Source organism: Streptomyces corallincola, from assembly GCF_019104725.1.
Taxonomy (GTDB): domain Bacteria; phylum Actinomycetota; class Actinomycetes; order Streptomycetales; family Streptomycetaceae; genus Streptomyces; species Streptomyces corallincola.
Genome location: NZ_JAHRXF010000049.1, coordinates 1 through 22,943, shown reverse-complemented (window position 1 = coordinate 22,943; position 22,943 = coordinate 1). Strand labels below are relative to the sequence as shown.

24 protein-coding genes and 1 pseudogene are annotated in these 22,943 nt (G+C 73.2%); 13 read left to right on the top strand and 12 right to left on the bottom strand.

The annotated features are described in order from the left end of the window. Positions 1 to 53: 53 nt before the first annotated feature. The gene (locus KUM39_RS23975) at positions 54 to 755 is read right to left on the bottom strand and encodes a response regulator (RefSeq protein ID WP_308288224.1); all 702 of its coding nucleotides are present in this window, start codon (positions 753 to 755) and stop codon (positions 54 to 56) included. Between the two features lie 309 nt (positions 756 to 1,064). After that, positions 1,065 to 1,403 carry an STAS domain-containing protein gene (locus KUM39_RS23970; RefSeq protein WP_217787832.1) on the bottom strand — a complete coding sequence of 113 codons (339 nt, stop codon included), beginning with the start codon at positions 1,401 to 1,403 and terminating at the stop codon, positions 1,065 to 1,067. A gap of 199 nt (positions 1,404 to 1,602) precedes the next feature. Here KUM39_RS23970 and KUM39_RS23965 point away from each other — a divergent pair, with 199 nt between their 5' ends. The 4 genes from KUM39_RS23965 (at position 1,603) to KUM39_RS23950 (ending at position 5,939) form a co-directional block, all read left to right on the top strand. Continuing rightward, the gene (locus KUM39_RS23965) at positions 1,603 to 3,306 is read left to right on the top strand and encodes a sensor histidine kinase (protein ID WP_308288222.1); all 1,704 of its coding nucleotides are present in this window, start codon (positions 1,603 to 1,605) and stop codon (positions 3,304 to 3,306) included. Positions 3,307 to 3,396: 90 nt separating this feature from the next. Then, on the top strand, positions 3,397 to 3,948 hold the full coding sequence (locus tag KUM39_RS23960; RefSeq protein ID WP_217787830.1) for an RNA polymerase sigma factor: 552 nt from the start codon (positions 3,397 to 3,399) through the stop codon (positions 3,946 to 3,948). Then, on the top strand, positions 3,948 to 5,087 hold the full coding sequence (locus KUM39_RS23955; protein ID WP_217787829.1) for a zf-HC2 domain-containing protein: 1,140 nt from the start codon (positions 3,948 to 3,950) through the stop codon (positions 5,085 to 5,087). The genes KUM39_RS23960 and KUM39_RS23955 overlap by 1 nt, the downstream gene beginning before the upstream one ends. A gap of 246 nt (positions 5,088 to 5,333) precedes the next feature. After that, entirely contained in the window at positions 5,334 to 5,939 is a 606-nt protein-coding gene (locus KUM39_RS23950) for an Rv1733c family protein (RefSeq protein ID WP_217787828.1), read from the top strand. Positions 5,940 to 5,971: 32 nt separating this feature from the next. Here the strand turns inward: KUM39_RS23950 and KUM39_RS23945 are convergent. After that, positions 5,972 to 6,070, bottom strand: a pseudogene (locus KUM39_RS23945). A 215-nt stretch (positions 6,071 to 6,285) separates the two neighbouring features. Here KUM39_RS23945 and KUM39_RS23940 point away from each other — a divergent pair. Further along, the gene (locus KUM39_RS23940; RefSeq protein ID WP_217787852.1) at positions 6,286 to 6,477 is read left to right on the top strand and encodes a hypothetical protein; all 192 of its coding nucleotides are present in this window, start codon (positions 6,286 to 6,288) and stop codon (positions 6,475 to 6,477) included. Positions 6,478 to 6,519: 42 nt separating this feature from the next. On the opposite strand, the gene KUM39_RS23935 is transcribed toward KUM39_RS23940, so the two are convergent. The 5 genes from KUM39_RS23935 to KUM39_RS23915 form a co-directional block, all read right to left on the bottom strand. Next, positions 6,520 to 7,515, bottom strand: coding sequence for a phosphotransferase (locus tag KUM39_RS23935; RefSeq protein WP_308288221.1), 996 nt, complete (start codon positions 7,513 to 7,515; stop codon positions 6,520 to 6,522). 64 nt (positions 7,516 to 7,579) lie between these two features. Further along, complete coding sequence (locus KUM39_RS23930; RefSeq protein ID WP_308288220.1) at positions 7,580 to 8,881, bottom strand: ThuA domain-containing protein; 1,302 nt, start codon at positions 8,879 to 8,881, stop codon at positions 7,580 to 7,582. Positions 8,882 to 9,088: 207 nt separating this feature from the next. Then, a complete protein-coding gene (locus tag KUM39_RS23925) occupies positions 9,089 to 9,859 on the bottom strand; it encodes a polysaccharide deacetylase family protein (protein WP_217787826.1) in 771 nt (256 codons plus the stop codon). A gap of 310 nt (positions 9,860 to 10,169) precedes the next feature. Continuing rightward, the gene (locus KUM39_RS23920; protein ID WP_217787847.1) at positions 10,170 to 10,940 is read right to left on the bottom strand and encodes an isoprenyl transferase; all 771 of its coding nucleotides are present in this window, start codon (positions 10,938 to 10,940) and stop codon (positions 10,170 to 10,172) included. 337 nt (positions 10,941 to 11,277) lie between these two features. Then, positions 11,278 to 12,036, bottom strand: a complete 759-nt coding sequence (locus tag KUM39_RS23915; protein ID WP_217787825.1) for a GNAT family N-acetyltransferase — start codon at positions 12,034 to 12,036, stop codon at positions 11,278 to 11,280. A 488-nt stretch (positions 12,037 to 12,524) separates the two neighbouring features. Between KUM39_RS23915 and crcB (KUM39_RS23910) the strand changes: the two genes are divergently transcribed. From crcB (KUM39_RS23910) to KUM39_RS23890, 5 genes are all read left to right on the top strand, one after another. Beyond that, positions 12,525 to 12,950: a fluoride efflux transporter CrcB gene (gene crcB, locus KUM39_RS23910; RefSeq protein WP_246620647.1), complete on the top strand. Its 426-nt coding sequence runs from the start codon at positions 12,525 to 12,527 to the stop codon at positions 12,948 to 12,950. Further along, positions 12,947 to 13,300, top strand: a complete 354-nt coding sequence (locus KUM39_RS23905) for a DUF190 domain-containing protein (protein ID WP_217787823.1) — start codon at positions 12,947 to 12,949, stop codon at positions 13,298 to 13,300. The genes crcB (KUM39_RS23910) and KUM39_RS23905 overlap by 4 nt, the downstream gene beginning before the upstream one ends. Further along, entirely contained in the window at positions 13,297 to 13,671 is a 375-nt protein-coding gene (gene crcB, locus KUM39_RS23900; RefSeq protein WP_217787822.1) for a fluoride efflux transporter CrcB, read from the top strand. The genes KUM39_RS23905 and crcB (KUM39_RS23900) overlap by 4 nt, the downstream gene beginning before the upstream one ends. Before the next feature lie 115 nt (positions 13,672 to 13,786). Further along, positions 13,787 to 14,494: a DUF2470 domain-containing protein gene (locus KUM39_RS23895; protein ID WP_217787821.1), complete on the top strand. Its 708-nt coding sequence runs from the start codon at positions 13,787 to 13,789 to the stop codon at positions 14,492 to 14,494. Between the two features lie 10 nt (positions 14,495 to 14,504). Next, positions 14,505 to 15,044 (top strand): ATP-binding protein, encoded by a 540-nt coding sequence (locus tag KUM39_RS23890; protein ID WP_217787820.1) that lies wholly within the window; start codon positions 14,505 to 14,507, stop codon positions 15,042 to 15,044. Positions 15,045 to 15,378: 334 nt separating this feature from the next. On the opposite strand, the gene KUM39_RS23885 is transcribed toward KUM39_RS23890, so the two are convergent. Genes KUM39_RS23885 through KUM39_RS23875 form a run of 3 tightly spaced genes read right to left on the bottom strand, consistent with a single transcriptional unit; the run spans position 15,379 to position 19,407 of the window. Further along, positions 15,379 to 17,499 (bottom strand): iron ABC transporter permease, encoded by a 2,121-nt coding sequence (locus tag KUM39_RS23885; RefSeq protein WP_217787819.1) that lies wholly within the window; start codon positions 17,497 to 17,499, stop codon positions 15,379 to 15,381. A 4-nt stretch (positions 17,500 to 17,503) separates the two neighbouring features. Further along, positions 17,504 to 18,535 (bottom strand): iron-siderophore ABC transporter substrate-binding protein, encoded by a 1,032-nt coding sequence (locus tag KUM39_RS23880; RefSeq protein WP_217787846.1) that lies wholly within the window; start codon positions 18,533 to 18,535, stop codon positions 17,504 to 17,506. Positions 18,536 to 18,546: 11 nt separating this feature from the next. After that, complete coding sequence (locus tag KUM39_RS23875) at positions 18,547 to 19,407, bottom strand: ABC transporter ATP-binding protein (protein WP_217787818.1); 861 nt, start codon at positions 19,405 to 19,407, stop codon at positions 18,547 to 18,549. Between the two features lie 234 nt (positions 19,408 to 19,641). Here KUM39_RS23875 and KUM39_RS23870 point away from each other — a divergent pair, with 234 nt between their 5' ends. After that, positions 19,642 to 20,700, top strand: a complete 1,059-nt coding sequence (locus KUM39_RS23870) for an enoyl-CoA hydratase/isomerase family protein (RefSeq protein ID WP_217787817.1) — start codon at positions 19,642 to 19,644, stop codon at positions 20,698 to 20,700. 18 nt (positions 20,701 to 20,718) lie between these two features. On the opposite strand, the gene KUM39_RS23865 is transcribed toward KUM39_RS23870, so the two are convergent. Beyond that, the gene (locus tag KUM39_RS23865) at positions 20,719 to 21,510 is read right to left on the bottom strand and encodes a thioesterase family protein (protein ID WP_217787816.1); all 792 of its coding nucleotides are present in this window, start codon (positions 21,508 to 21,510) and stop codon (positions 20,719 to 20,721) included. A gap of 331 nt (positions 21,511 to 21,841) precedes the next feature. On the opposite strand from KUM39_RS23865, the gene KUM39_RS23860 reads away from it, so the two are divergent. Both KUM39_RS23860 and KUM39_RS23855 read left to right on the top strand, forming a co-directional pair. Beyond that, positions 21,842 to 22,063, top strand: coding sequence for a CbtB domain-containing protein (locus tag KUM39_RS23860; protein WP_217787815.1), 222 nt, complete (start codon positions 21,842 to 21,844; stop codon positions 22,061 to 22,063). Between the two features lie 21 nt (positions 22,064 to 22,084). Further along, a complete protein-coding gene (locus tag KUM39_RS23855; RefSeq protein WP_217787814.1) occupies positions 22,085 to 22,837 on the top strand; it encodes a CbtA family protein in 753 nt (250 codons plus the stop codon). Positions 22,838 to 22,943: the final 106 nt, after the last annotated feature.

Sequence of the window (22,943 nt, the reverse complement as noted above, 5' to 3'; positions counted from 1 at the left end):
GGGCGGGAGGACCGGAGGGGCGCCCGTGTCGTCGGGCGCCCGGCCCGCCGGGCTCAGCGTCCGCCCGCGTCCGGTCCGTCCAGATGGGTGGCGAGGACGGCCGCCTGCACCCGGCGCTGCACCCCCAGCTTGGCCAGCAGCCGGGAGATGTGGTTCTTCACCGTCTTCTCCGACAGGTACAGCCGCCCGGCGATCTCCCGGTTGGTCAGCCCGTCGCCGATCAGCGCCAGCACGTCCCGCTCCCGCGCGGACAGCGCCGACAGCGCGGCCCGCTCCCGCGCCACCTCCGGTTCCTCCTCCGGCGCCCCGCGCAGCGAGCGCATCAGGCGGGCCGTGCTCTCCGGGTCCAGCAGCGACCGCCCCGACGCGACCGTCCGCACCGCCGACACCAGGTCCGAGCCCTTGATCTGCTTGAGTACATAGCCCGCCGCGCCCGCGACCACCGCGTCCAGCAGGGCGTCCTCGTCGTCGAACGACGTCAGCATCAGACACGCGAGTCCCGGCATCCGGTCGCGCAGCGCACGGCACACCGAGATGCCGTCGCCGTCCGGGAGGCGCACGTCCAGCACCGCCACGTCGGGACGGAGCGCCGGACCACGGGTCAGCGCGTGCGCGGCGGTGTCCGCGTCCCCGACGACCGCGATGTCCGGCTCCCCGTCCAGCAGGTCCGCCAGACCCCGGCGCACCACCTCGTGGTCGTCCAGCAGGAACACCCGGATCGGCCGCTCCGCCGAGAAAGTACGTGTCCCGGTTATGTCGCTCCCCTGTCCCCTCGCAGCCGGTTCCCGTGCGGCGGCCCGGCCCGGGGTCACCCAGCGCCACAGGACACGCCGTACGGCGTACACGACGATCATCGCCCCGCGCCCCCACCCGCGCCAGGGCCGTCCGGCACCCACCCGGCCAGTGCTGTGACCGGGACGGTTCGCCGGAAGCCTCGTGGCGTCCGGTGCGGTGCATCGCAAGGCGGAGCCTCTCCCGCGTACTGGATGTACTCGGGAGAGGCGACAACGCGGCGAGGTGCCGTGCCGGGCGCCACGAGCCGGTGGACCTTTCCGGTCACAGCACTAGCGGGCGTGGGCGTACGCCGGGACACGGGGCAGGACCTCGAAGACGTCCCGCAGGCCCGTGGCGCGCAGCATCCGCAGGAACATCGGGCTGTCGGCCACCAGCCGCACCCGCCCCCGGCGCGCCAGCACCCGGGCGCGCGCCCGGCACAGCACCCCCAGGCCCGTGCAGTCGATGAACGCCACCGGGCGCAGATCCAGCACGAGGTCGGCACCGGGGCGGTCGGTCAGCGCGTCCAGCCGCCGGGCCAGCGCGCCCGCGCTCAGCACGTCGATCTCTCCGTGCAGCGGGACGACCGTGGCGGGGGCGGCGGACCGGGGGGTGAGGTTCTCGGGCATGACCCCAGCGAACCCGAACCGCCGTCCCGGCACCAGGGCCGACCGGCCCCGACCCACCGGAAACCCGTCCCCCCCCCGCCCCCGCCCGACGTGCCCCCCTGCCCCGCGGACGGATACCGTGGCGGAAGGACCGCCCGGCCCGCACGGCCGGGGTGTGGGGAGCTGGAGGACCGTGGTGACTGGCTCCGGGGCGCCTGGGGTGCGACTCCCGCATCTGCGGCTCGACGAACTGCTGGAGGAGCTGCGGGCGCGGATCGACGCCGCGCGCGGCACCCGCGACCGGGTGCACGGCCTGCTGGAGGCCATGCTCTCGGTCGGCCGTGAACTCGACCTGGAACAGGTTCTCCGCTCGATCGTGGAGGCGGCGGCCGTCCTGGTCGATGCCGAGTACGCGGCCCTCGGCGTCATCGGCCCCGACGGCACCCGGCTGGCAGCCTTCCACACGGTGGGCGTGGACGCCGGGACCATCGCCCGGCTCGGCCCGTACCCGGAGGGCCACGGCATCCTCGGCGAACTCATCCGCGACCCCCGCCCGCTGCGGCTCGCCAAGCTCTCCGAGCACCCCGCCTCCTACGGACTGCCGCCCCACCACCCGCCGATGGACAGCTTCCTCGGCGTCCCCATCCGGGTCCGCGAACAGGTCTTCGGCAACCTCTACCTCACCGAGAAACGCGGCGGACACGCCTTCGACGCCGAGGACGAGTCCGTCCTGTCCACCCTCGCCACCGCCGCGGGCGTCGCCATCGACAACGCCCGGCTCTACGAGGAGTCCCGGCTGCGCGAACGCTGGCTGCGGGCCAACGCCGAGATCACCCACCTGCTGATGTCCGGCAGCGAACGCCGCGACGCCCTCGCCCTGATCGCCGACCGGGCCCGCGAGATCACCGGGTCCGCGCTCGCCGCCGTCGCCGTACCGCTGCCCGCCACCGGGGCGCTCGTCGTGGACGTGGCCGTCGGCGTGGAGGCCGCCGCCCACCGGGGCCTGGTGCTCTCCCCGCACGACAGCCTGATGGGCCTCGCCTTCGCCACCGCCGCGCCCGTCACCAGCGCCGACGTGGGAGAGGACGAGCGGATCGCCCCCGAACCCGTCCGCTTCCGCGGGCTCGGCCCCGCCGTCGCCGTCCCCATCGGCACCGGCGGGGGCGGGGTGCGCGGAGTCGTCCTGCTCGCCCGCGAGACCGGCCGCCCGGTGTTCGCGGACACCGAGACCGAGATGCTCCAGGGCTTCGCCGCCCAGGCCGCGCTCGCCGTCGAACTGGCCGAGCGGCGCGCCGACGCCGAGCGGATCGCCGTCCTCACCGACCGTGACCGGATCGCCCGCGACCTGCACGACCTCGCCATCCAGCGACTGTTCGCCACCGGGATGACCCTGCAGAGCGCGGGCCGCTTCATCGACCACCCCGAGGCCGCCGAGCGGGTGCTGCGCGCCGTGGACGACCTGGACGAGACCATCAAGATCATCCGCTCGACCATCTTCGGGCTCCGCTCCCGCGAGGGCCGCACCGGCGCCGGACTGCGTGCCGGGGTCGTCCGCGTCACCGAACGGGCCGCCCGCACCCTCGGGTTCGCGCCCGGCGTCCGCATGGAGGGTCTGATCGACACCGACGTGCCCCGCGAGGTCGCCGACCACGCCCTCGCCGTGCTCTCCGAGGCACTGGCCAACGTCGCCCGGCACGCCCGCGCCACCCGGGCCACCGTCGCGGTCACCGCCGAGGACGGCCGCCTGACCCTCACCGTCGCGGACGACGGAGTCGGACTGCCCGCGGGCGGACGCCGCGGCGGACTGCGCAACATGGCCGAACGCGCGGACCAACTCGGCGGAGTGTTCGAGGCGTTGAGTCCCGAAAGCGGTGGTACGACACTGCGGTGGCGGGTTCCGCTGACCCCACCCCCCGCCCGCTGACGGCAAGCTGAGCGAAAACGCCCCGCGCACGCCCCCACCTCGGTACCGTAGGAGGAGCAAGATCGCCGGAGTGTGCGAGAGGGTGGGGTCATGACCGGTGCGCCGGAGCGAGCGGCGCAGTGGGAGCGTCGTATCCAGGTGCGTCTGGTCCGTGGGGAAGCGGCGGCTCTCGGTGAGCTGTACGACCGTCACGCGCGGTCCGTGTACGCGATCGCCGCGCGGCTGGTCGGTGAGGACAAGGCGGCCCGCGAGATCGTGACCGAGGTCTTCGCCCACCTGTGGCAGCATCCGCAGACGTACGACCCCGCACGGCACCGACTGGGGACCTGGCTGGCGATGGACACCCGCGAGCGCGTCGCCGAACGCGCGAAGGGCGACGGGCCCGGCCCGGTGGCGCCCCGACAGGCGCCCACGGAACCGGAGTTCACCGAGCCCCGCGCGGAGCGGATCGCGGCGGACCGGGCCCTCGGCGCACTCTCCACGCGAGTACGGGCCGTGCTTCAACTCGTGCACACCGGGCACAGGGACTACCGTCGGGCGGCGTCCGAACTGGGCATCTCGGAGGAGGAGACGCTCCGTTGCCTCAGAGCCGGACTCCGATCGGTTGCCGGAGCGGGCGGTATCGGGGCGGAGGACAGGTAATGAACGACGACTCCTTCGACCACACACGGGTGCAGCAACTCCTCGGAGCCTGGGCGCTGTCGGCCTGCTCCCCGGAGGAGCACAAGCAGGTGGACGCGCACCTCACCGGATGCGCCGAGTGCACGGCCGAGGCGGACCAGCTCCGCTCCGCCGTCGATCTCCTCCACCCGCACATGGACCTCGACCTGCCGCCCGGCCTGCGCGCCGAGGTCATCGGCGCCTGCCTCAGCACCCGGCGCCCCGAGGTCTCCGTACCCGAGTACGCGCAGCCCTACGACGCCGAGACCGCGCGGCTCGACGCCCTGCTCGCCGACCTCACCGGCGACGAGTGGTCCGCGCCCGTGCAACTGAAGTGGATGCAGGACGAGGACACCGCCACCCGTGACACCACGGTCGCGGGCGTGCTCGGGCATCTGCTCGCGGTGGACGGCATGGTCGCCAAGTCCCTCGGCCTGCCCGACCCGGCGGCGCCCGCCGAGGACGGCACCACCGATCCGCGGGAGCGCACCGAAGCGCTGTGGCAGCAGATCGCCCAGGGTACGGCGGGCGAGGGCGCACCCGACCTCGACTCCATGCGCGAGGTCTGGCGCGACCACGCCTACGAGCTGATCCGCACCTGCTCCTTCGCGGGCGGCGGTGTCGCGGACATCGCGGTGCCCTACGGCGACGGCGTGATGCTGCCGCTGCGGCTCGCCCTGCTCGACCGGGCGTTCGAGACCTGGATTCACGCCACCGACATCGCGGACGCGGTGGACTACCCGTACACCCCGCCGGTCCCGGACCATCTGCGCACGCTGATCTCGGTCGCCGTGCAGATGCTGCCGTCGATCCTGGCCGCCCGTCGGCAGGCGGGGCTCGCCTCCCCGCCGCTGCCGTTGATCGAGCCGGGCGCGGAGGCGCGCAGCCTGCGGCTGCGGATCGAGGGCGAGAGCGGCGGCGACTGGTACCTCCCGCTGGACGGACCCGACGGCCCGGCCGGTCCCGAGAACTGCGTCGGCCACGTCGTCCTGGACGAGGTGGACTTCTGTCGCCTCGCCGCCGGACACCTCGCCCCGCGCCACGCGGCGGCCGGGCAGGAGGGCGACTCGACGGCCGCCGCCGAGCTGCTGTACGCGATCACCTCGATGAGCCGCCTCTGACGACGTGGGCGGTGCCCCGCCGGGGCCGGTGACCGGACACGTATCCATGCTCCCACCTGCGGTTTCACCGTACGGACGGCACGGACCGGCCGACAGGTGCACGATGGTGGGGTGACTCGGCGGCCGGGTGCCCGCTCCGTACCGGCGCCGCCCCGTCACCGGGACCTCGACCGGCAGCAGCCGGACGCGGTGCGGACCCCCCGGGTCCGGCCGCGACCGCCGGCACGCGAGAGGAGGCGGCGGCCGATGACGCGGACACCTCCCACGGGAGCGGTACCGCCCACGCGCTGGTGGCGTTGGCGCCGGAACCCGCTCCGCAGGCACTGCGACGTCGTCGAGGCGTGGATCGTCCTCGTCGTCTGGACCCTCGTCGTCCTCGGCGGCATCGTCGCCGGGGCGCTCGCCGCCTCCTCTGTGGACGCCGGGTTCGCCGTCCGGCGCGCCCAGGTGCAGGCGGTGACCGCCAGCCTCACCGACGACGCCTCCCGCACCCCGCCCGGCTCCGACGGCTACGACGACGGGCGGGTGTGGGCCGGGGTGCGCTGGACCGACGCGGACGGCGCCGTCCACACCGACCGCGCCAAGGTCTACCCCGGCGCCCCGGCGGGCAGCACGCTCACCGTGTGGACCGACCGTACGGGCCATGTGGTGGCCCCGCCGGTCAGCGGGGGAGAGGCGGTGCTGCAGTCGGTGCTCACCGGCGCCCTGGTCGCGGCCGGTACCGGCGCCGCCGTGTGGACCGGCGGGTGGCTGGTGCGCGGAGTGCGGATGCGGCGCCGGATGTCCGAGTGGGACGAGGAGTGGAAGCGCGTCGGCCCCGAGTGGCGGAACTACAGCAGCGGCGGTGCGTGAGCGCGCCGCGGACCGCGCGCCGGTGTGCTTTGTGGCGGAGAGGGCAGGATTCGAACCTGCGTGGGCCCCGGGGGGCCCGACCTTGGAGGCGTGCTCTGCGGTCCCCGATCAGCCACTCCGGGCACCTCTCCCTGTGACCGGCTTTCCGGTTTCCCGTGCCGCTCACAAGAAGAACGATGCCCGAGGGGGCTGACGGGACGCTGACCCCGCGCTGACATCCCCTCGTGCGACCCCGCCGACCAGCCGGTTTCCCCCTACCGTTAGTAACATGATCACCTTGCTCCGGGGGGTTACCAGTCAGTCAACAAGGGCGCGTCCAGCGGCGTGTCCGGCCCCGGAGAGACCCATGACCTCTGTCAATGAAGCAGTCGGCGCCGTCGCGGACGGCAGCGGCGACCCGGTGGCCGCCGCGCGCCTGGCCTACGAGCAGCACGCGCGTGCCTGCCGCCAGTGCCGGGCCGACGGAGCGCACTGCGCGGTCGCCAAGCACCTGCTGCGCATCCACAACAACGCCCGCCGGGCCGCCGGGGCCCGCTGATCCGGTCCCCGGCACTCTCCCCGAGCCCGCCGGAGCCGCCGCTCAGTACGGCGGCTCCTCCCCGAACGCCCGCAGCGACTCCAGGGTGTGCTCCGCGAGCGGCGGCACCCCGGACGGGTCGGGGAACACCCGGCCCCAGGCCAGGGCCCGCCCCAGCGCCGCGACCCGCCAGGCCAGCCCGGCCGCCCGGCGCAGCTCCGTGATGCTCCGCCCGGTCCCGGTCCACGGTTCGAGGTAGGCGTCGAGCAGCCGGGGCACGACCCGGTCGCCGTACCGCTCGGCGGCCGTGCGTGCGGCGACGCGCACCACGCAGAACGGGTGCGACAGGTTGGCGTCGCCCCAGTCGAAGAAGGTGAACCGGCCCGGCACCGGCCGGAAGATCTGCCCGTCGTGCAGATCGGCGTGGTCGAGGGAGTCGGGCACGCCCAGGGCGGCCAGCTCCGCGCACCAGTCGGCGACACGGGGGCGCAGCGCGTCGAGCGTGGCGCGGACCCCGGGGTCCGGCGCGACCCCGGACCGCAGCTCGTCGTAGAGGTGCGCGACGCGGGGGAGGCGGGCGTCCGGGACGCCGAGCGCGGCCAGCTCGGCGGTGTGCGGCACGAGGGCGCGCTGCAGGCGGGCGTACTGCCCGAGCATCGTCTCCCAGTCGCGCGGGCCGGTCTCCCCGGCCGGGACGTTCCGGAAGAGCGTTCCGCCGTCCGGGAGCAGCGACCAGCCGCGTCCGGCGTCCACGGCCAGCGGACGCAGGACGTGTTCCGGGGCCAGCCGGGACAGCGCGGCCGTCAGCGGGCCCTCGAAGCGGCTCGCGGGCGGGTTCGCCTTGAACCAGACGCTGTCCCCTCCGGACACCGGGAGGCGGACCAGCACCGACCACGGCCGCACCCGTACCCCCACCGGGCCGACGGGCCGCAGCCCGAGGTCGTCGAGTCGTTCCCCGGCCCACGCGAAGGCGGCGGCCCGCCAGGACTCGTCGTCCCAGGGGGTCGCCGCTCCGGGGTGACGGCCCCGGTCCACCGCAGTTGTCGCATCCAGTCGCACGGCGCCATCCCATCATCGGCGCCCACCGGCCGACCAGCGGTTTTCCGCCAGTCGGCCGGATGCGTCACGGCTGCTGCGCCAGACGGAAGCTCTGCGCGGCCGAGCCGTCACAGGTCCGCTGGGTGAGCTGCACGCCGTCGCCCGCCGTCGTGGCGGCCGTCAGGCACCGGCCGCTGTGCCGCGCGGTGAACCGGTACACGTTGTCGCTCACCTTGTCCGCACGCCACTGCTGGTTGGTGCCGCCTCCGTACGACCAGAGCTGCACCCCCGCGCCGTCCGCCACGGAGCGGTCGCCGACGTCCACCACCTGCTGGGCGTCGCCCCGGTTGGCGATCCGCACATAGCCGCTGTCGGTGGACCTGAACTGCCACTGCTGGGCGTTGGTGCCGTTGCAGGTGTACTGCTGGACCACCGTGCCGTTGGCCGTCCCCGCGCCCCGCGCGTCCACACAGGCGCCGTTGCCGGTGTTGGCCACGGAGTACCAGGACGTCTCCGAGATCGGACCGCCGGTCGGCGGCTGGCTGGTGGAGGAGCCCGTGCCGAGCCACTTCAGGCCGTCCAGCATGAACCGGTTCTGCGTCTCGCTGGAGAACGTCGAGGACAGCGCCGTGTTGGTGTCGTAGTTCATCTTGTTGTGGCCGAAGTTGGTGTACAGCATGCGGTACTTGGTGTTCGTCCAGATGATCGGGTAGTAGCCGCTGTACCAGGTCTGGTTGGGGTCGGTGCCCAGCGGGAAGCTGCTCGGGTCAACGGACGCCAGGATCTTGATGTCGGGGTTGTTCCGCAGGTCGTTCGACCAGCTGTACCACTCGCTGGCGGTCGCGGTGAACGTGGCGGGCAGGTTCTTCGTGGCCGGGTGCGTACGGTCCTCCACGCGGAGCACCGCCGGAGTCGGCTCCCAGGTGTTGTTCACGTGGTTGCCCGAGCCGAGGAACTTGTTGTGGTACCAGTCCCACTTCTCGGCCTCGTGGGTGTACGCGGCGACGTGGAAGCCGAAGTAGGCGCCGCCGTTGCGCATGTACGACTCGAAGCCGCTCTGCTGGGCGGGTGTCTGCGGCAGGTTGTCCAGGAACATGACCACCTGGTAGGCGTTCACTCCTCCGTTGGCGAGAAGGTCCCAGTTGGTGCTGGAGGTGTACGTGAAGCCGTTGGCCGCGGCCTGTTGCGGGAACCAGACGTTCGCCTCCTTCTCGAAGCTGATGTGCGCGGCGTCCCAGTCGCCGCTGTACAGCGCCAGCACCTTGAAGGGTGCGGACACCTGCCGGGCGGTCGCCTGGGCGGGCGTGGCCGCGAATCCGAACAGCACGGCGAGCAGCAGAAGAAGCCGCAGGCCGCGTTGGGTCGTCGAAACTCTGACACCGTGCACGGAACGCTCCTGTCGAGTGGGGGCGGAACGGTGGGGGTGGCGCATGCACGTCACGACCGGCCGGCGGCGGAACCACCGGCGTGCGGTGCAACGTAAAGGTCTGCACCAAAGCCGTCAAGAGATGAAGTCAGCTCGGAATACGCCACGTTGACGTATCCACCCTTTGAACCGTCCGTCCCCGCCCGCCGGGAGGTCCGGCGGCCCGGCTCAGCGGACCGGGAAACCGAACGTGTAGCCCCGCTGCTTCAGCCACGGCAGCAGGTCCCGCAGCGCGGCCACGGTCTGGGACCGGTCGCCGCCCGCGTCGTGGAACAACAGGGTCGGCCCGTTGGACAGTTCGCCGCGCACGGTGGCCTCGATGGCGCCGGTGCCCGGCCGTTCGAAGTCCTTGGAGTCCACGTTCCAGCCCAGCGGACGCATCCCGCGCCCGGCCGCCAGATGCCTGCTGTACGGCGTGAACGCGCCGCCCGGCGCCCGGTAGTACACCGGCCGCACCCCACCGGACGCCTTCGTGATCTGCCGCTCCGCCTCCAGGATCTGCCGCGCCTGGTACGCCTCGGACTTCTTGTCCATGCCGGTGTCGTGCGCCACCGAGTGGTCGCACAGCCGGTGCCCCGCCGCGACCACCGCGCGCACCAGGTCCGGGTGCGCCTCGGCCTGCGGGCCCACCATGCAGAAGGTGGCCTTCACCCCGAACTCCTTGAGGACGGCCAGCACTTGGGGCGTCCAGGTGGGGTCGGGGCCGTCGTCCACGGTGATGTTCACGGCGTGCTCGCCGCCGTCCGAGGCGTGCGCGATCTCCGCGGAGACCGGCTTCGCCTCCCGTGCCGCCGGACGCACCGCCGTCCGCTCCGCGCCCCGCGCGGGGGGCTGACCCGCCTGCGCGGTCCACACCGAGGTCGCCGCGGCCAGCGCCGTCACCCCGACCGCCGCCGCCACCACTCTGCCGTGCCAGCCCCGCCCACCGTGCCGCGCCATCGTCCGTTCCCCGCCCCTCGCCGACGTCCCTGTGCGTATGCGGAGACGGACCCGAAGGCCCCGGCGATCCCCCTGTTACGGATCACGCACCATTCCACCGCACCAACGGGACACGGACGCGAGGAGAGGCGGCGCTCCCGCCTCCGGTGTGTCGGTGTTCCCGGTGCCCACACCCGTGTCCCACACCCGGAGCAACGACGAACACGCCGTCCCGACTACGGCCGCCCGTCGAGCAGTTCGGCTTCTGCCGCGAGCGGCCGCCGCACCACGGAGCGGAGACCGCCGCGCACCCCGAGCCGCGCCGGATGCTTCAGCGGCCGTACCGCCGGTCGCGGGCCGCGTAGGAGCGCAGGGCGCGCAGCAGGTCGATCTCACGGAACGCGGGCCAGAGCACGTCCACGAAATGCACCTCGGCGTAGGCGGACTGCCAGAGCAGGAAACCGGACAGGCGCTGCTCGCCCGAGGTCCGGATGATGAAGTCCGTGTCGTGTCCGGCCGGGGAGTACAGGTTGTCGCTGATGTGCTCCAGATCGAAGTCGGCGGCCAGTTCACGCGCGTCGCCGCCCGCGCCGATGTGCTTGTCGAAGGCCGCCCTGACCGCGTCCACGATCTCGCGCCGCCCGCCGTAGCCGACCGCCACGTCCACCTTCAGGCCACCGCGCCCGTGCGTGTCGGACGCCGCTTCCTTCAGAACCCGCGCGGTGTTGCCGGGCAGCAGGTCCAGCGCGCCGATGATCTCGATCTCCCACGGCTCGCCCGCCGCGCAGATCCGCCGCACGGTCTCCTCGATTATGTCGAGCAGCGGCCCGAGTTCGGCCGGTGGCCGGTGCAGGTTGTCGTCCGACAGCATCCACAGCGTGACGTGCTTGATCCCCGCGTCCGTGCACCACCGCAGGAATTCGGTCACCTTGGCACCGCCCACCCGGTACCCCTCGCGCACGTCCTGGTGACCGGCGCCCCGCGCCCAACGCCGGTTGCCGTCGAGCATGATGGCCACGTGCCGCGGCCGGGGCAGGCCCTCCAACTTGTGGTTCAGACGCCGTACGTAGACCGCCTCCAACGCCGACCGCAGGGCCCTCATCGCCACGCCGACATCCCTTCTCCGAGCCGTGTTCGAAGGCGCCACGATAGCGCCAACGCCCGCCGCCCGGACGCACGGGAGGCCCGCCGGGCCCATCGGGAACCCGACCGCGAAGATCCCCGGCCATGTCGCGGAGTGGGGTCGTCCGATTCTCACCGGGGACGAAGGAGTCCGCGAAGCAGACGGCGAAGTCGGCGTGGACGGACCAGTCGTACCACTCCACGGGATTGCCCAACGAGCCACCGGTCGGGGCGAGATGGGGAGCCTCTGGTAACCGGAGTACGCCCGAGCACCGAGCCCCGCACGGGACCGCGCGAGAACGCCGCGCCGGACCCCGTCAGCCGTCGAGCCGCAGGTAGAGGCGCCCGCTGTGCGGCCGGAAACCCACCCGCTCGTACACCCGCCGCGACCCCTCGCCCGTGTACTCCAGCCACACCGACTCCGCACCTCGCGCGTAGGCGGTGCGCGCCAGCGCGTGCGTCACGGCGGCGGCCACGCCACGACCCCGGTGAGCGGGCCGGGTGCCGACACTCGCCAGCTCCGCCGTCCCGAGGGCGGGCGCCGTGCACAGGGCCGCACCGGCGCAACTCCCGTCCCCGGCACGGACGAACCGCACCGCCCCGCCGTTCTCCTCGGTACGCCGCAGCCGAGCCGCCCCCTCGGCCGAGGGTGGCCACTCCCCGCCGAACGCCTCGGCCAGCGCCTCGTCCACAGCGGCGAACTCTGCCTCGGTGGAGGGGACTTCGACATCCGGGGCTCCGGCGGCGGGCACGGTCAGCGTCTCCGGAGTGCAGAGCAGCACCTCGTGCCGTGCCTCGGTGACGAACCCCGCCCTCCGCAGCGCCGGTTCGACGGCGGGCGCCGCCTCCGGGGCGAATTCCAGACGCGGTACGAGTCCGCGCTCACGGAAGGCGGCGATCAGCGCGGTGACGTCCTGGGCGGTGGGCTCCGAACCGGGTTTTGGAGTCGCGTAGTTGACGTAGGGACTCGTGGTTGCCGGGTCGAAACCGGCGACGAAACCGCCCACTTCGACCGCGCCCGGCCGACGCGCGAGGTGGGCGACGGTGAACTCCTGGACGGCTGCGGTGCGGGGCATCGGTGACGACCTCGTCGTGGGGTGAGGGGCGGGGCCGGGGAACGGTGACACGTGCGGTCGGCATGCGGCAACCGCATTTGGGGCGCGTGCCCCCGGTGGGGCCCTGCCGCGCCCCGGACCGCCGCCGGAAGCGCGCCCGGACCGTGCCCCGAGCATGCCCGCAGCGCGTTTCGGGCCTCGCCCCAAGCCCCGCACCGTCTTCGCGCCGGGTCCGCACCGGCCCCGCACCGGGTCCGCTCCGGGTTCGTCGTCCGGTCCCGGTGGGAAGCCCTCGGCCGGTCGGGTTACGCTGGGACCTGCGGTCACTTCTGGGGCCGCGCGGCGGTGGGGCCCGCCGTACCCGAACCGCGGTGACATGCCGCCAACGGTCCCTGCTTGCGATGGAGCGTGCCCGGAACCGTGGGCGCCGTGCGAGTAGGGAGAGTTGTGTGAGCGAGGCCCGTTCGGAAGTGCGTGACGAACCCACCGACCCCGATGTCGATCTCCGGATGCCCGCACAGCGGCGTGAGCTGCGTGACGGACAGGTGCCGGTGGTCGCGGTCGTCGCCCTCGGCGGTGCCATCGGTGCCTGCGCCCGCTACGGCGCCGTGCTGCTGTGGCCCGACGCCTCGAACGCCTTCCCCTGGACCACGTTCTGGGTGAACGTGATTGGCTGCGGTGTCATCGGTGTGTTCATGGTCATCATCACCGACCTGTGGGCGGCGCACCGCCTGGTCCGGCCGTTCTTCGGCACCGGTGTGCTCGGCGGCTTCACCACGTTCTCCACGTACGCGGTGGACATCCAGCGCCTGTTCGGCCACGGGCGGGCCGGTACCGGCCTGCTGTACCTGGCCGGGACCATGCTCGCCGCGCTCGCGGCCGTCTGGACCACGGCCAACCTCGCCCGCCGGGCGATCAAGTGGAGGCAGTCATGACGAGGCTGACCGGAACCGCGCTGCGCGCGACGATCTTCGTCGGCGAGAACGACACCTGGCACCACAAGCCCCTGTACTCCGAGATCGTGCACCGCGCCCACGCCGCCGGGCTCGCCGGGGCCAGCGTGTTCCGGGGCATCGAGGGGTTCGGGGCGAGCACACTGATCCACACCAGCCGACTGCTCTCGCTCAGCGAGGACCTGCCCGTGGCGATCTTCATCGTGGACACCGAGGAACGCGTCCGCGCCTTCCTGCCCGAACTGGACGAACTGGTCGGGGAGGGGCTGGTGATCCTCGACGACTGCGAGGTCATCCGCTACGTCGGCCGAGGCGCGGAGGAGCGCTCGTGAACTGGCTGCTGGTCATCGCCGGGGCCGTGGTCGGCGCCCCCCTCCGTTACCTCACCGACCGGGCCGTGCAGTCCCGGCACGACACCGTGTTCCCCTGGGGCACCTTCACCGTCAATGTCGTCGGCTGCCTCACCCTCGGACTGATCACGGGCGCGGTCCTGGCGGGCGCCGTCCCCTCGAACGTGCAGCTCCTGATCGGCACGGGGCTGTGCGGAGCGCTCACGACGTACTCCACGCTGTCGTACGAGACGCTGCGGCTCGCGGAGGGCGGAGCGACGTTCTTCGCCGTGGCCAACGGGGTGGGGAGCATCGTGGCGGGGCTCGGGGCCGCGTTCACCGGGGCGGCGCTGGCGCAGGCGTTCTGGGGCTGAGGGCGGACGGGGCGGCCCGGGAGGGGGCCTCGCGGGTGGGGCGCCTCCTGGTCACCTTCCGGAGTCATGGGTTAGGTTAGGCATACCTAAGTCACTCGGGCTCCGGGAGGGCCGGATGCGTCGTACCCCCATTCCCGTCACGGTTCCGACGGCCGCCGAGCGCGTCCGTTCGATCCTGGCCGCCGCCCACTCGATGACCGTGGTGAGCGACGGACGGCGTCACGAGGTCCGCCGCCTCGACGGCACCGGTGCGATGGGCCACGTCCATCTGCACCCGCCGTACGAGGGCACCGGGCCGCGCCCGTCCAACCCCGTCCCCGTGCGGCTCGAATTCACCGACATCGCCCCGACCCCCGTACGGGACCGGCTGCGCGCCCGTGTCACCCTCACCGGGCTGCTGGCCAGGCCGTACGACACGACGGCCGGGGACAGCACGTGTGTCGAGTTCGGGCAGGCCGTACTGGAGGACGCGGGCGGACGCTCCTTCGTGACGCTCCGGGAACTGGAGACCGCCGAACCCGACCCCCTCGCCACCTGCGAGGCGGGCATGCTCACCCATCTCGTGGACGAGCACGCCGAGTTGGTGCCCCTGCTGCTCCGCCTGGTCCGGCCCGCACCGCCCGCCGGAGTGCGTCGCGTCCTCCCCGTCGCCGTCGATCGCCACGGCCTGACCCTGCGCCTCGAAGACCCCCGCGCCCACCGGGACGTGCGGCTGCCCTTCCGCACTCCCGTCCAGCACGTCGATCATGTCGGCCCCCAGATCCACGCGCTGCTCGCGGCCGCCCGCAGGGCCTCGCACACGGGACGCCTGTCGCTTCCATAGGATCACCGTCATGCCTACCGATCCCGCCGCCGTACCCGAAGCCCTGCTCCTCACCGGCACGGTCGGGGCGGGCAAGACCTCGGTCGCCACCAGGATCGGCGAACTCCTGGCGTCCGCCGGAGTGCCGAACGCGGTCATCGACCTCGACGCACTCTGCGACTCCTGGCCCCCGCCCGTGGACGATCCGTTCAACACGCGCGTGATGCTGGCGAATCTCCGGTCCGTCGTCCTCAACTACCGCGCGGCCGGGGTGAATCGCTTCGTCCTCGCCGGGGTGGTCGAGAACGCGGAGGAGCGGGACCGGTGCGCCGCCGCGCTGGGCGCCGAGTTGCTGGTGTGCCGCCTGCGCGTGGACCTCGACACCAACCACGCCCGCCTGCGCGCCCGCCACGCGAACGAGCCGCACCGACTGCCCTGGTACCTGAAGCGTTCCGGCGAACTGGCAGACCTCCTGGACCGGGCCCGCGTGGAGGACTTCACCCTCGACACGACAGACCGCCCAGTGGGCGAACTGGCGACCTCAGTCCTGGAACGGGCCCGCACGCTCTAGCGGTTCACCCACAAGGGACGGAAGCCAGGCGAAGGCAGGCGGCACGGTACAGCCGACCTGAGGCCCAACTCCCCGAGGGGCGCGGGGAACTGCGCGACCGGCCCCGGACGGCCCGCACCCGAAATCCGGCGAAGGCGGCCAGCACCGTGCAGCCGACCTGAGGTCCAACTCCCTAAGGGGCGCGGGGAACTGCGCGACCGGCCCCGGACGGCCCGCACCCGAAATCCGGCGAAGGCGGCCAGCACCGTGCAGCCGACCTGAGGTCCAACTCCCCAAGGGGCGCGGGGAACTGCGCGACCGGCCCCCGACAACCCGCACCCGAATAACCGTCCCCTCAACGCCTGCTGCGCAGCAGCAAGTAGAGGAAATACGGCGTGCCGATGACCGCGGTCATCAGACCCGCCCCCAGCTGCGCGGGAGCGATCACCGTACGACCGGCCAGATCCGCCCCGCACACAAGGACCGACCCGAGCAGAACAGCCACCGGCACAACCCGAACGTGCCGCCGCCCGACAAGCGCACGGGCCGCGTGAGGAGCGACCAGCCCGACGAAGCCGATGGTCCCGGCGGCGGCGACAGCGGTGGCGCTGAGCAGAACAGCGACGCCGAGAAACGCGAGGCGCCCACGCGCGGGGTCCAGCCCCAGCAGCCGGGGCGTGTCCTCGTCGAGGGAGATCAGGTCGAGTTCCCGGCGCCGGACGACCGCGAAGACCAGGGCCGCCGCGAGGACCAGCGCCAGCGGGATCACGTCGGGGAGGGTGCGGCCGTAGGTCGAACCGGACAGCCAGGTCAGGGCCTTGGTCGCGTTGAAGGGATCGGTGAGGATGATCAGAAGGCCGATCAGCGCACTCGCGCCGGTGGCGACACCGAACCCGACGAGGACCAGCCGGTCCTGCCGGAAACCGTCGCGCGCGGCGAGCCCGAACACCAGCAGCGAACTGACCGCCGCCCCCGCGAAGGCCGCACCGGCGAGCCCCCAGGACCCGGCGAGCGGCACGGTCGTCACCAGCAGCACCGCACCGAAGGCGGCCCCGCCGGACACACCGAGGATGCCCGGTTCGGCCAGCGGATTGCGGGTGACCGCCTGGACGAGCGTCCCGGACAGGGCGAGCGCCCCGCCCGCGAGCAGCGCGGCGAGGACACGCGGCAGCCGGGTGTCCAGCACGAAGGAGACGGTCCGACCGGCCCTGCCCTCGGCCCAGTTGAGGACATCACCGAGCAGCAGCTTGGTGTCGCCCAGCAGAACGGCCGCGACCGCGACCGCCACCAGCACGGCGACCAGCACGACGGTCGTCGTCACGAACACCGCCCGGCCGCGGATGCGGAGCCGGTCGGGCGCCTCGGTCGCGCGGGACTGCCGTACCCGCGTCGCCATGACGACGAGGAACACGGCCCCTGCCAGACTGGTGACGACACCGGTCGGCACGGCGACCGCCACGTCCGCCGGGACCAGCGCCCGCAGCAGCACGTCCGAGCCGAGCACCAGCGCCGCGCCGGTGAGCCCGGCGACCGGCATGGCCGTACGCGTATGGGTCAGGCCCCGGAAACGGCGGGCGAGCGGCCGTACCAGCGCGGGGGCGCACAGTCCGACGAAGCCGATCGGACCGGCCAGCGTGACGGCGGCCGTGGAGAGCAGCGCGGCGCAGACGACCACGGTGACACGGGTGGAACGGATACGGACACCGAGGCCGCGCGCCGCGTCCTCCCCGAGCGCGAGGGCGTCGATCCGGCGGGCCACCAGCAGCACCCCGGCCAGCCCGGCGGCGGCGACCGGCGCCATCTGGAGCACCCCGCCGAAACCGCTCTGCGCGATACCGCCCTGGTTCCACTGGTAGAGGCCCTCGGTCTGCCGGGGGAACAGCAGCAACAGGCCCTCGGTGACGGCGGACAGCCCGAGTGTGAGGGCGCTGCCCGCGAGGACGAGACGTACCGTTCCCGCGCCCAGGCCGGAGAGCCCCAGCACCACGGCCGCCGCCGCGAGACCGCCGACGAACGCCACGCCCGAGGACGCGAGCAGCGGCAGCGAGATCCCGGTGACGGCGGTGATGCCGAGCGCGAGGTACGAACCGGCGTTCACGGCCAGGGTGTCGGGGGAGGCGAGCACGTTCCGGCTGACCGCCTGGAGCGCGGCGCCCGCCGCGCCCAGGGCGATGCCGACCAGTAGCCCGGCCGCCATGCGCGGCAGCCGGGACGCGATCACGACCGAGGTGTCGCCGGAGGACGCCCGTCCGGTGAGCGCCCGCCACACGTCGGAGGCGCCCACTGCGGCCGTGCCCTGGGTGATGTCCACCAGTGCGAGGACGGCGACCAGCAGGACGAGTACGACCGCCACCGCGCCCGCACCCCGCCGGGCGGCGACCACCCCGGCGGTGCGGGCGGGACCGTGCGGACCGGTGGGACCGTGCGGACCGGCGGGTCCTGCGGGGGTGGCGGGGACGGACGCGGTGACGGTCACGGGGCTACTTCTTCGTCAGCGCCGCGACGACGCCATCGACGTACGCGCCCATCGACTGGGGTCCGCCGAACATCCAGATGCCGTCCGGCAGCCGGTGCACATGGCCCTTCTCGACGAACGGCAGCGACGTCCACACCGAGTCCTTGGCCAGGGCTCCGGCGAAGGGGGTGGCGTTCTTGTCGTCCGCGCTGCCGATGTACGCGAACTGCACGTCACCGAGCTTGGTCAGGCCCTCCACGTCGGTGGAGCCGAGGCCGTAGTCCTTGTCGCCCTTGACGTTCCAGGCGTTCTTCAGGCCGAGCCTCTCGTTCACCGCGCCGATCAGCGAACCGCTGGTGTACGGGCGGACGGTGACCTGCTGGGAGACGACGTAGCCGTCCGCGAAGGCGTACTTGGTGCCCGCGAGACCGGCGTCGGCGAGGGCCTTCTTCCCGTCGGCGAGCCTGGTGTCGAACTGCTTCTCCAGTTCGGCGGCGCGCGCGGTGGTGCCGGTGGCCCTGGCGATGAGGTCCAGGTTCTTCGTCATCTGCCCGATCGGGTCGGCGGCGTCGGCCGAGCGGACCTCCAGCACCGGGGCGATCTTCCGCAGTTGCTTCAGGGCGGCGGCGGGCAGGTCGGTGGTGGCGACGATCAGGTCCGGGGACAGGGCCGCGATGGTGTCCATGCTCGGCTCGCCGCGCGTGCCGATGTCCTTCGGCTCGTTCTTCAGCGGCACCGCGCTGTCCCAGGTCTTGTACCCCTTGACGTCGGCGGCCCCGGCCGGATCGACACCCAGGGATATCAGGTTCTCGACGACGTTCCACTCGGTGCCGACGACCTTCTTGGCCGGGGCGTCCAGCGTGACGCGCGCGCCGGTGGCGTCGGTGAGGGTGACCGGACCGGCGGCCTTCTGCGAGGCGGTCCCGGTGCTGGGCTTCGCGTCGGCGGCGGGCTCGGTGGTGCCGCAGGCGGCGAGGGCGAGCGCGGCGGCGGTGGTCGCCGTCATGGCGAGCAGGGCGCGTCTCGCCGGGCGGTGCCGCTTCGGGTGGCGCTTCATCGGCTCGTGGGTCATCGGGTGGTGCCGGACCTTTCGGTTCGCGTGTGGTGACGGCCGATGGCGCGGGTGCGCGGTCGGCCGGTGAGAGGGTCGGTGTCGGTCTCGATACGGATGCCGTACACCTCGGTGAGCTGTTCGGGGAGCAGTACGTCCTCGGGCCGCCCGGCGGCGACCACGCGACCCGCGTGCAGCAGCACCATCCGGTCCGCGACGGCCGCGGCCTGGTCGAGGTCGTGCAGGACGGCGCCCACGGCGATCCCGTGGTCGTCGGCCAAGTCGCGGACGAGGTCGAGGAGTTCGACCTGGTAGCGCAGGTCGAGGTAGGTGGTCGGTTCGTCCAGCAGCAGCACGCCGGTGTCCTGGGCGAGGCACCCGGCCAGCCAGACACGCTGCAACTGCCCGCCGGACAGATGCTCGGCGCCGAGGTCGGCCAGCTCCGACACGCCGGTCAGCGCGAGGGCGCGGGCGACGGCGCCGGGCCCGTCCGGGTCCGACCTGCCCCAGCGGCCCCGGTACGGGTAGCGGCCGAACTCGACCACGTCCCGCACCGTCAGCCCGCTCGGGGTGGGCCGTCCCTGGGTCAGCAGGGCCACCCGGCGGGAGAAGTCACGCGGGGTCAGCGCGAGCGCGTCGGTGTCGCCGTCCAGGGAGAGCGACGCCTCCCGCGGCCTCTGCAACCGGGCCAGTGTGCGCAGCAGCGTGGACTTGCCGCTGCCGTTGGGGCCCACCAGCACGGTGACCTCGCCGGGGCGCAGCGTCAGGGCCGCCCCGTGGACGACATCGACACCGTCGTACGCCACGGTGACCCCCGTGGCGGACAGTTCATGGCCGCGCCGGACGGTGGACGCGGAACTCTCTTCACCTGCTCGCACGTCGTGAAGGTTAGCCTAACCTAAGCTAGGTGCCAACCGCCTTGCGGCGAGCGCCCGTCCGGGCGGGGCAGGTGCGACGGCGACCGGGCCCGCCCCGCGAACGCCCCGGTCCCGCCCCCGGAAACCCCCGCGCGCCTGAGAAGATCGTCCGTGTCGCGGGGGACCGGTGGACCGGAAAGGAGCTGCGGAGATGGGTGTCGTCAGGGGCCGAGGCGGATCGGCGGAGGTGGCCGGATGAGCGGCGGGGAATCCGTGCTGACACGCGTCGAGGGCCGGGCCGGGCACATCGTGCTCAACCGCCCCCGCGCCCTCAACGCCCTGAACCACGAGATGGTGCGCCGGATCGCGCGGACACTGGACGCCTGGGAGGACGACCCGGCCGTGGAGACCGTGGTCGTCACCGGCGCCGGGGAACGCGGCCTGTGCGCGGGCGGCGACATCCGCGCCGTGCACGACGACGCCCGCGACGGCGACGGCACCGCGTCCGCCGCGTTCTGGTACGACGAGTACCACCTCAACGCCCGCATCGCCCGCTGCGCCAAGCCGTACGTCGCCGTCATGGACGGCATCACGATGGGCGGCGGTGTCGGAATCTCCGCACACGGCGACATCCGGATCGTCACCGAGCGCTCGCGCGTCGCCATGCCCGAGACCGGCATCGGCTTCGTGCCCGACGTCGGCGGCACCCACCTGCTCTCCCGCGCCCCCGGCGAACTCGGCACCCATCTCGCCCTGACCGGCGCCCACTTCGGCGCCGGTGACGCCGTACTCTGCGGTCTCGCCGACCACTTCGTCCCCTCCGAGGCGCTGCCCGCGCTGCTGGCCGACCTCGCCGCGCTGCCCGCCGCCGACGCGGTCGCCCGGCACGCCCGCCCGGCTCCCGAGGCCCGACTCGCCGCCGAACGCGGGTGGACGGACACCTGCTACGCCGCCGACACCGTGGAGGAGATCCTCGACCGGCTGCGCGCCCACGGCGACCCCGGCGCCGAACGGGCCGCCGAGACCCTGCTCACCCGCTCGCCCACCGCGCTGAAGGTCACCCTGGCCGCGCTGCGCCGGGCACGCCGACTGGGCTCGCTGGAAGAGGTGCTCGACCAGGAGTACCGGGTGTCCTGCGCCGCGCTGGACACCCCGGACCTCGTCGAGGGCGTCCGCGCGCAGATCATCGACAAGGACCGCCAACCGCGCTGGAATCCGGCCGGGTTGAGCCTGGTCGCGGATGCCGACGTGGACCGCTTCTTCGCACCGCGCGGCGCCGGACGGGAACTGGGACTCGCCGCCGCCCGCGGCTGAGTGAGCGGGGGGAGCCGGTCAGCGGCCGGGCTGCGGGCGGACGGTGAGGATCTGCTCCATCCGCCCCACCGGCCCCTCGACATCGTGCAGGACGGTGCTGGTCAGCCCCTGTCCACCCGCACCGAACACCACCGTGGTGTCCAACCCCGTCCAGTCGCCCACCGGTTGGCGGTGCAGGTGCAGGGTGAGATCCACGTTCGGGAACATCCACTCCGTGGGCGACTCCCGTACGGCGATCCCGTTCGCGGTGTCCAGGTAGGTGCAGAAGGACGCCAGCGCACCGATCCGCTCGCCCGCCACGAGGTCCAGCGGCGAGGAGATCCACGCGGTCGTACGCCCCGGCTCCGGCGGTGCCAGCGGACGTACGTCCAGCGAGGCGATGTACCCGCCGGGCCACAACTCGGCCACCGGCCACCGCTCGACGGACTCCGGCGGCGCCAGCCGCGCGTCCCCGCCGCCCGCCACGGCCGAGGTGTCCACCGGCGCCAGCAGCCAGGCACGGGCCCGCACCACGGCACGCCCGGCGATCCGCACCGTCGCCTCCAGCAACTCGATGGTCCGGCCGGGTCGTACGGTCTCCACCCGGACCTCGCACTCGTCCAGCGCGAGCCGCCCCAGGATGTCGTAGCTGATCCGGGAGACCACCAGCGGCGGACCCGGCCGGGCCGCCACATGCAGCTCCAGCGCGTGCGCGACGAGACCGCCGAGCGGGCTGAAGTGCTGCTCGTCCAGCGACCAGGCACCCCCGGCGTGCGGAGTCGGCTTGTAGCGGTGCTCGTCGATGCGCTCGTAGTAACCGGCGGTGTTCAACGGATGGTTCTCCTGCTCCCAACGGACGCCCGCTCCCCGGGCGGGGGCGGCGCACACCGCCCCGCCTCATTCCACCACCGGCGCGCGGCGCGGACCGGACCGGCCGGCCGAGAGGTGGATCACCACACTCCGTGCGGTCTTGGCCCGTACCCACGGCGCACGATACGGTCGGTGGGATATCGACGACGGCGAGACGGAAGCCGGTGGAAACCCGGCACGGTCGCGCCACTGTGTGCGCCGCCCCGCGAGGGCGCGGCGTGAGTCAGACCCGTGGCCGTCGTCACACGCACCACCGAGATGGGACGCGAACTCCCAGAGGAGGTACTGCCACATGGCGCAGTCCGTCGCACCGCCGACCGTATCCGCCCCCGCCGTTCCCGCGAAGCTGCCGCTGGCCGCCATAGCCCCGTGGGCGGTCTTCTTCGGCATCCTCATGCTGGTCCTGCTCTACTTCGTCGGCGCCGAGCAGGGCGCCACCTCCGTGTTCAACGGCACGGACATCCACGAGTGGGTGCACGACGCCCGCCACCTGCTCGGCTTCCCCTGCCACTGACGCGAGGGACGCCGTACACCCATGAACCACGCAACGGTACGAAACCTCCTGGTGCGGGGCATGCTGGCGGGCCTGGTCGCCGGTCTGCTCGGTCTGGTCGCCGCCTACCTCCTCGGTGAGCCGAGTGTGGACCGGGCGATCGCCTTCGAGGACGCCCACTCCCACGAGCACGAGATGGAAGTCGTCTCCCGCTCGCTCCAGTCCACCGCCGGACTCGCCACCGGAGTCCTCGTCTACGGGGTCGCCTTCGGCGGCATCGCCGCGCTCGCCTTCTGCTTCGCCCTCGGCCGGGTGGGCCGCTTCGGCCCCCGCGCCACCGCGCTGCTGCTCTCCGGCTGCGCGCTGCTCGCCGTCTACGTCGTGCCCTTCCTGAAGTACCCGGCCAACCCGCCGTCCGTCGGCGACCCCGACACCATCGGCAGGCGGACCGGCCTGTACTTCCTGATGATGCTGCTCAGCGTGCTCCTCGCCCTCGCGGCGACCCTGCTCGGCAAACGGCTCGCCCCGAGCCTCGGCACCTGGTGGGCCACGGTCATCGCGGTCGCCGCGTTCGCGGTCGTCATCGGCCTCGCCTACGCGTTCCTCCCGGTCGTCAACGAGGTCCCGGACGACTTCCCCGCCGCCCTGCTCTGGCGGTTCCGTCTCTCGGCACTCGCCATCCAGACCGTGCTCTGGGGCGGATTCGGGCTGCTCTTCGGTGAGTTGGCCGAACGGCAGATCAACCCGCGCCCCGCGCGGGGTGTTTCCGCCCGGACCGCGTCCACGGCGCACTGAGCGCGTCGTACGACAGCCTCGACGGCGGCGGGGCGCCCGGGGGGTTGGCCCGCGGGCCCGGACGGGAGAGCGGCGGGGGGGGGGAGGGGGTGCTTGCCCCTGGGGG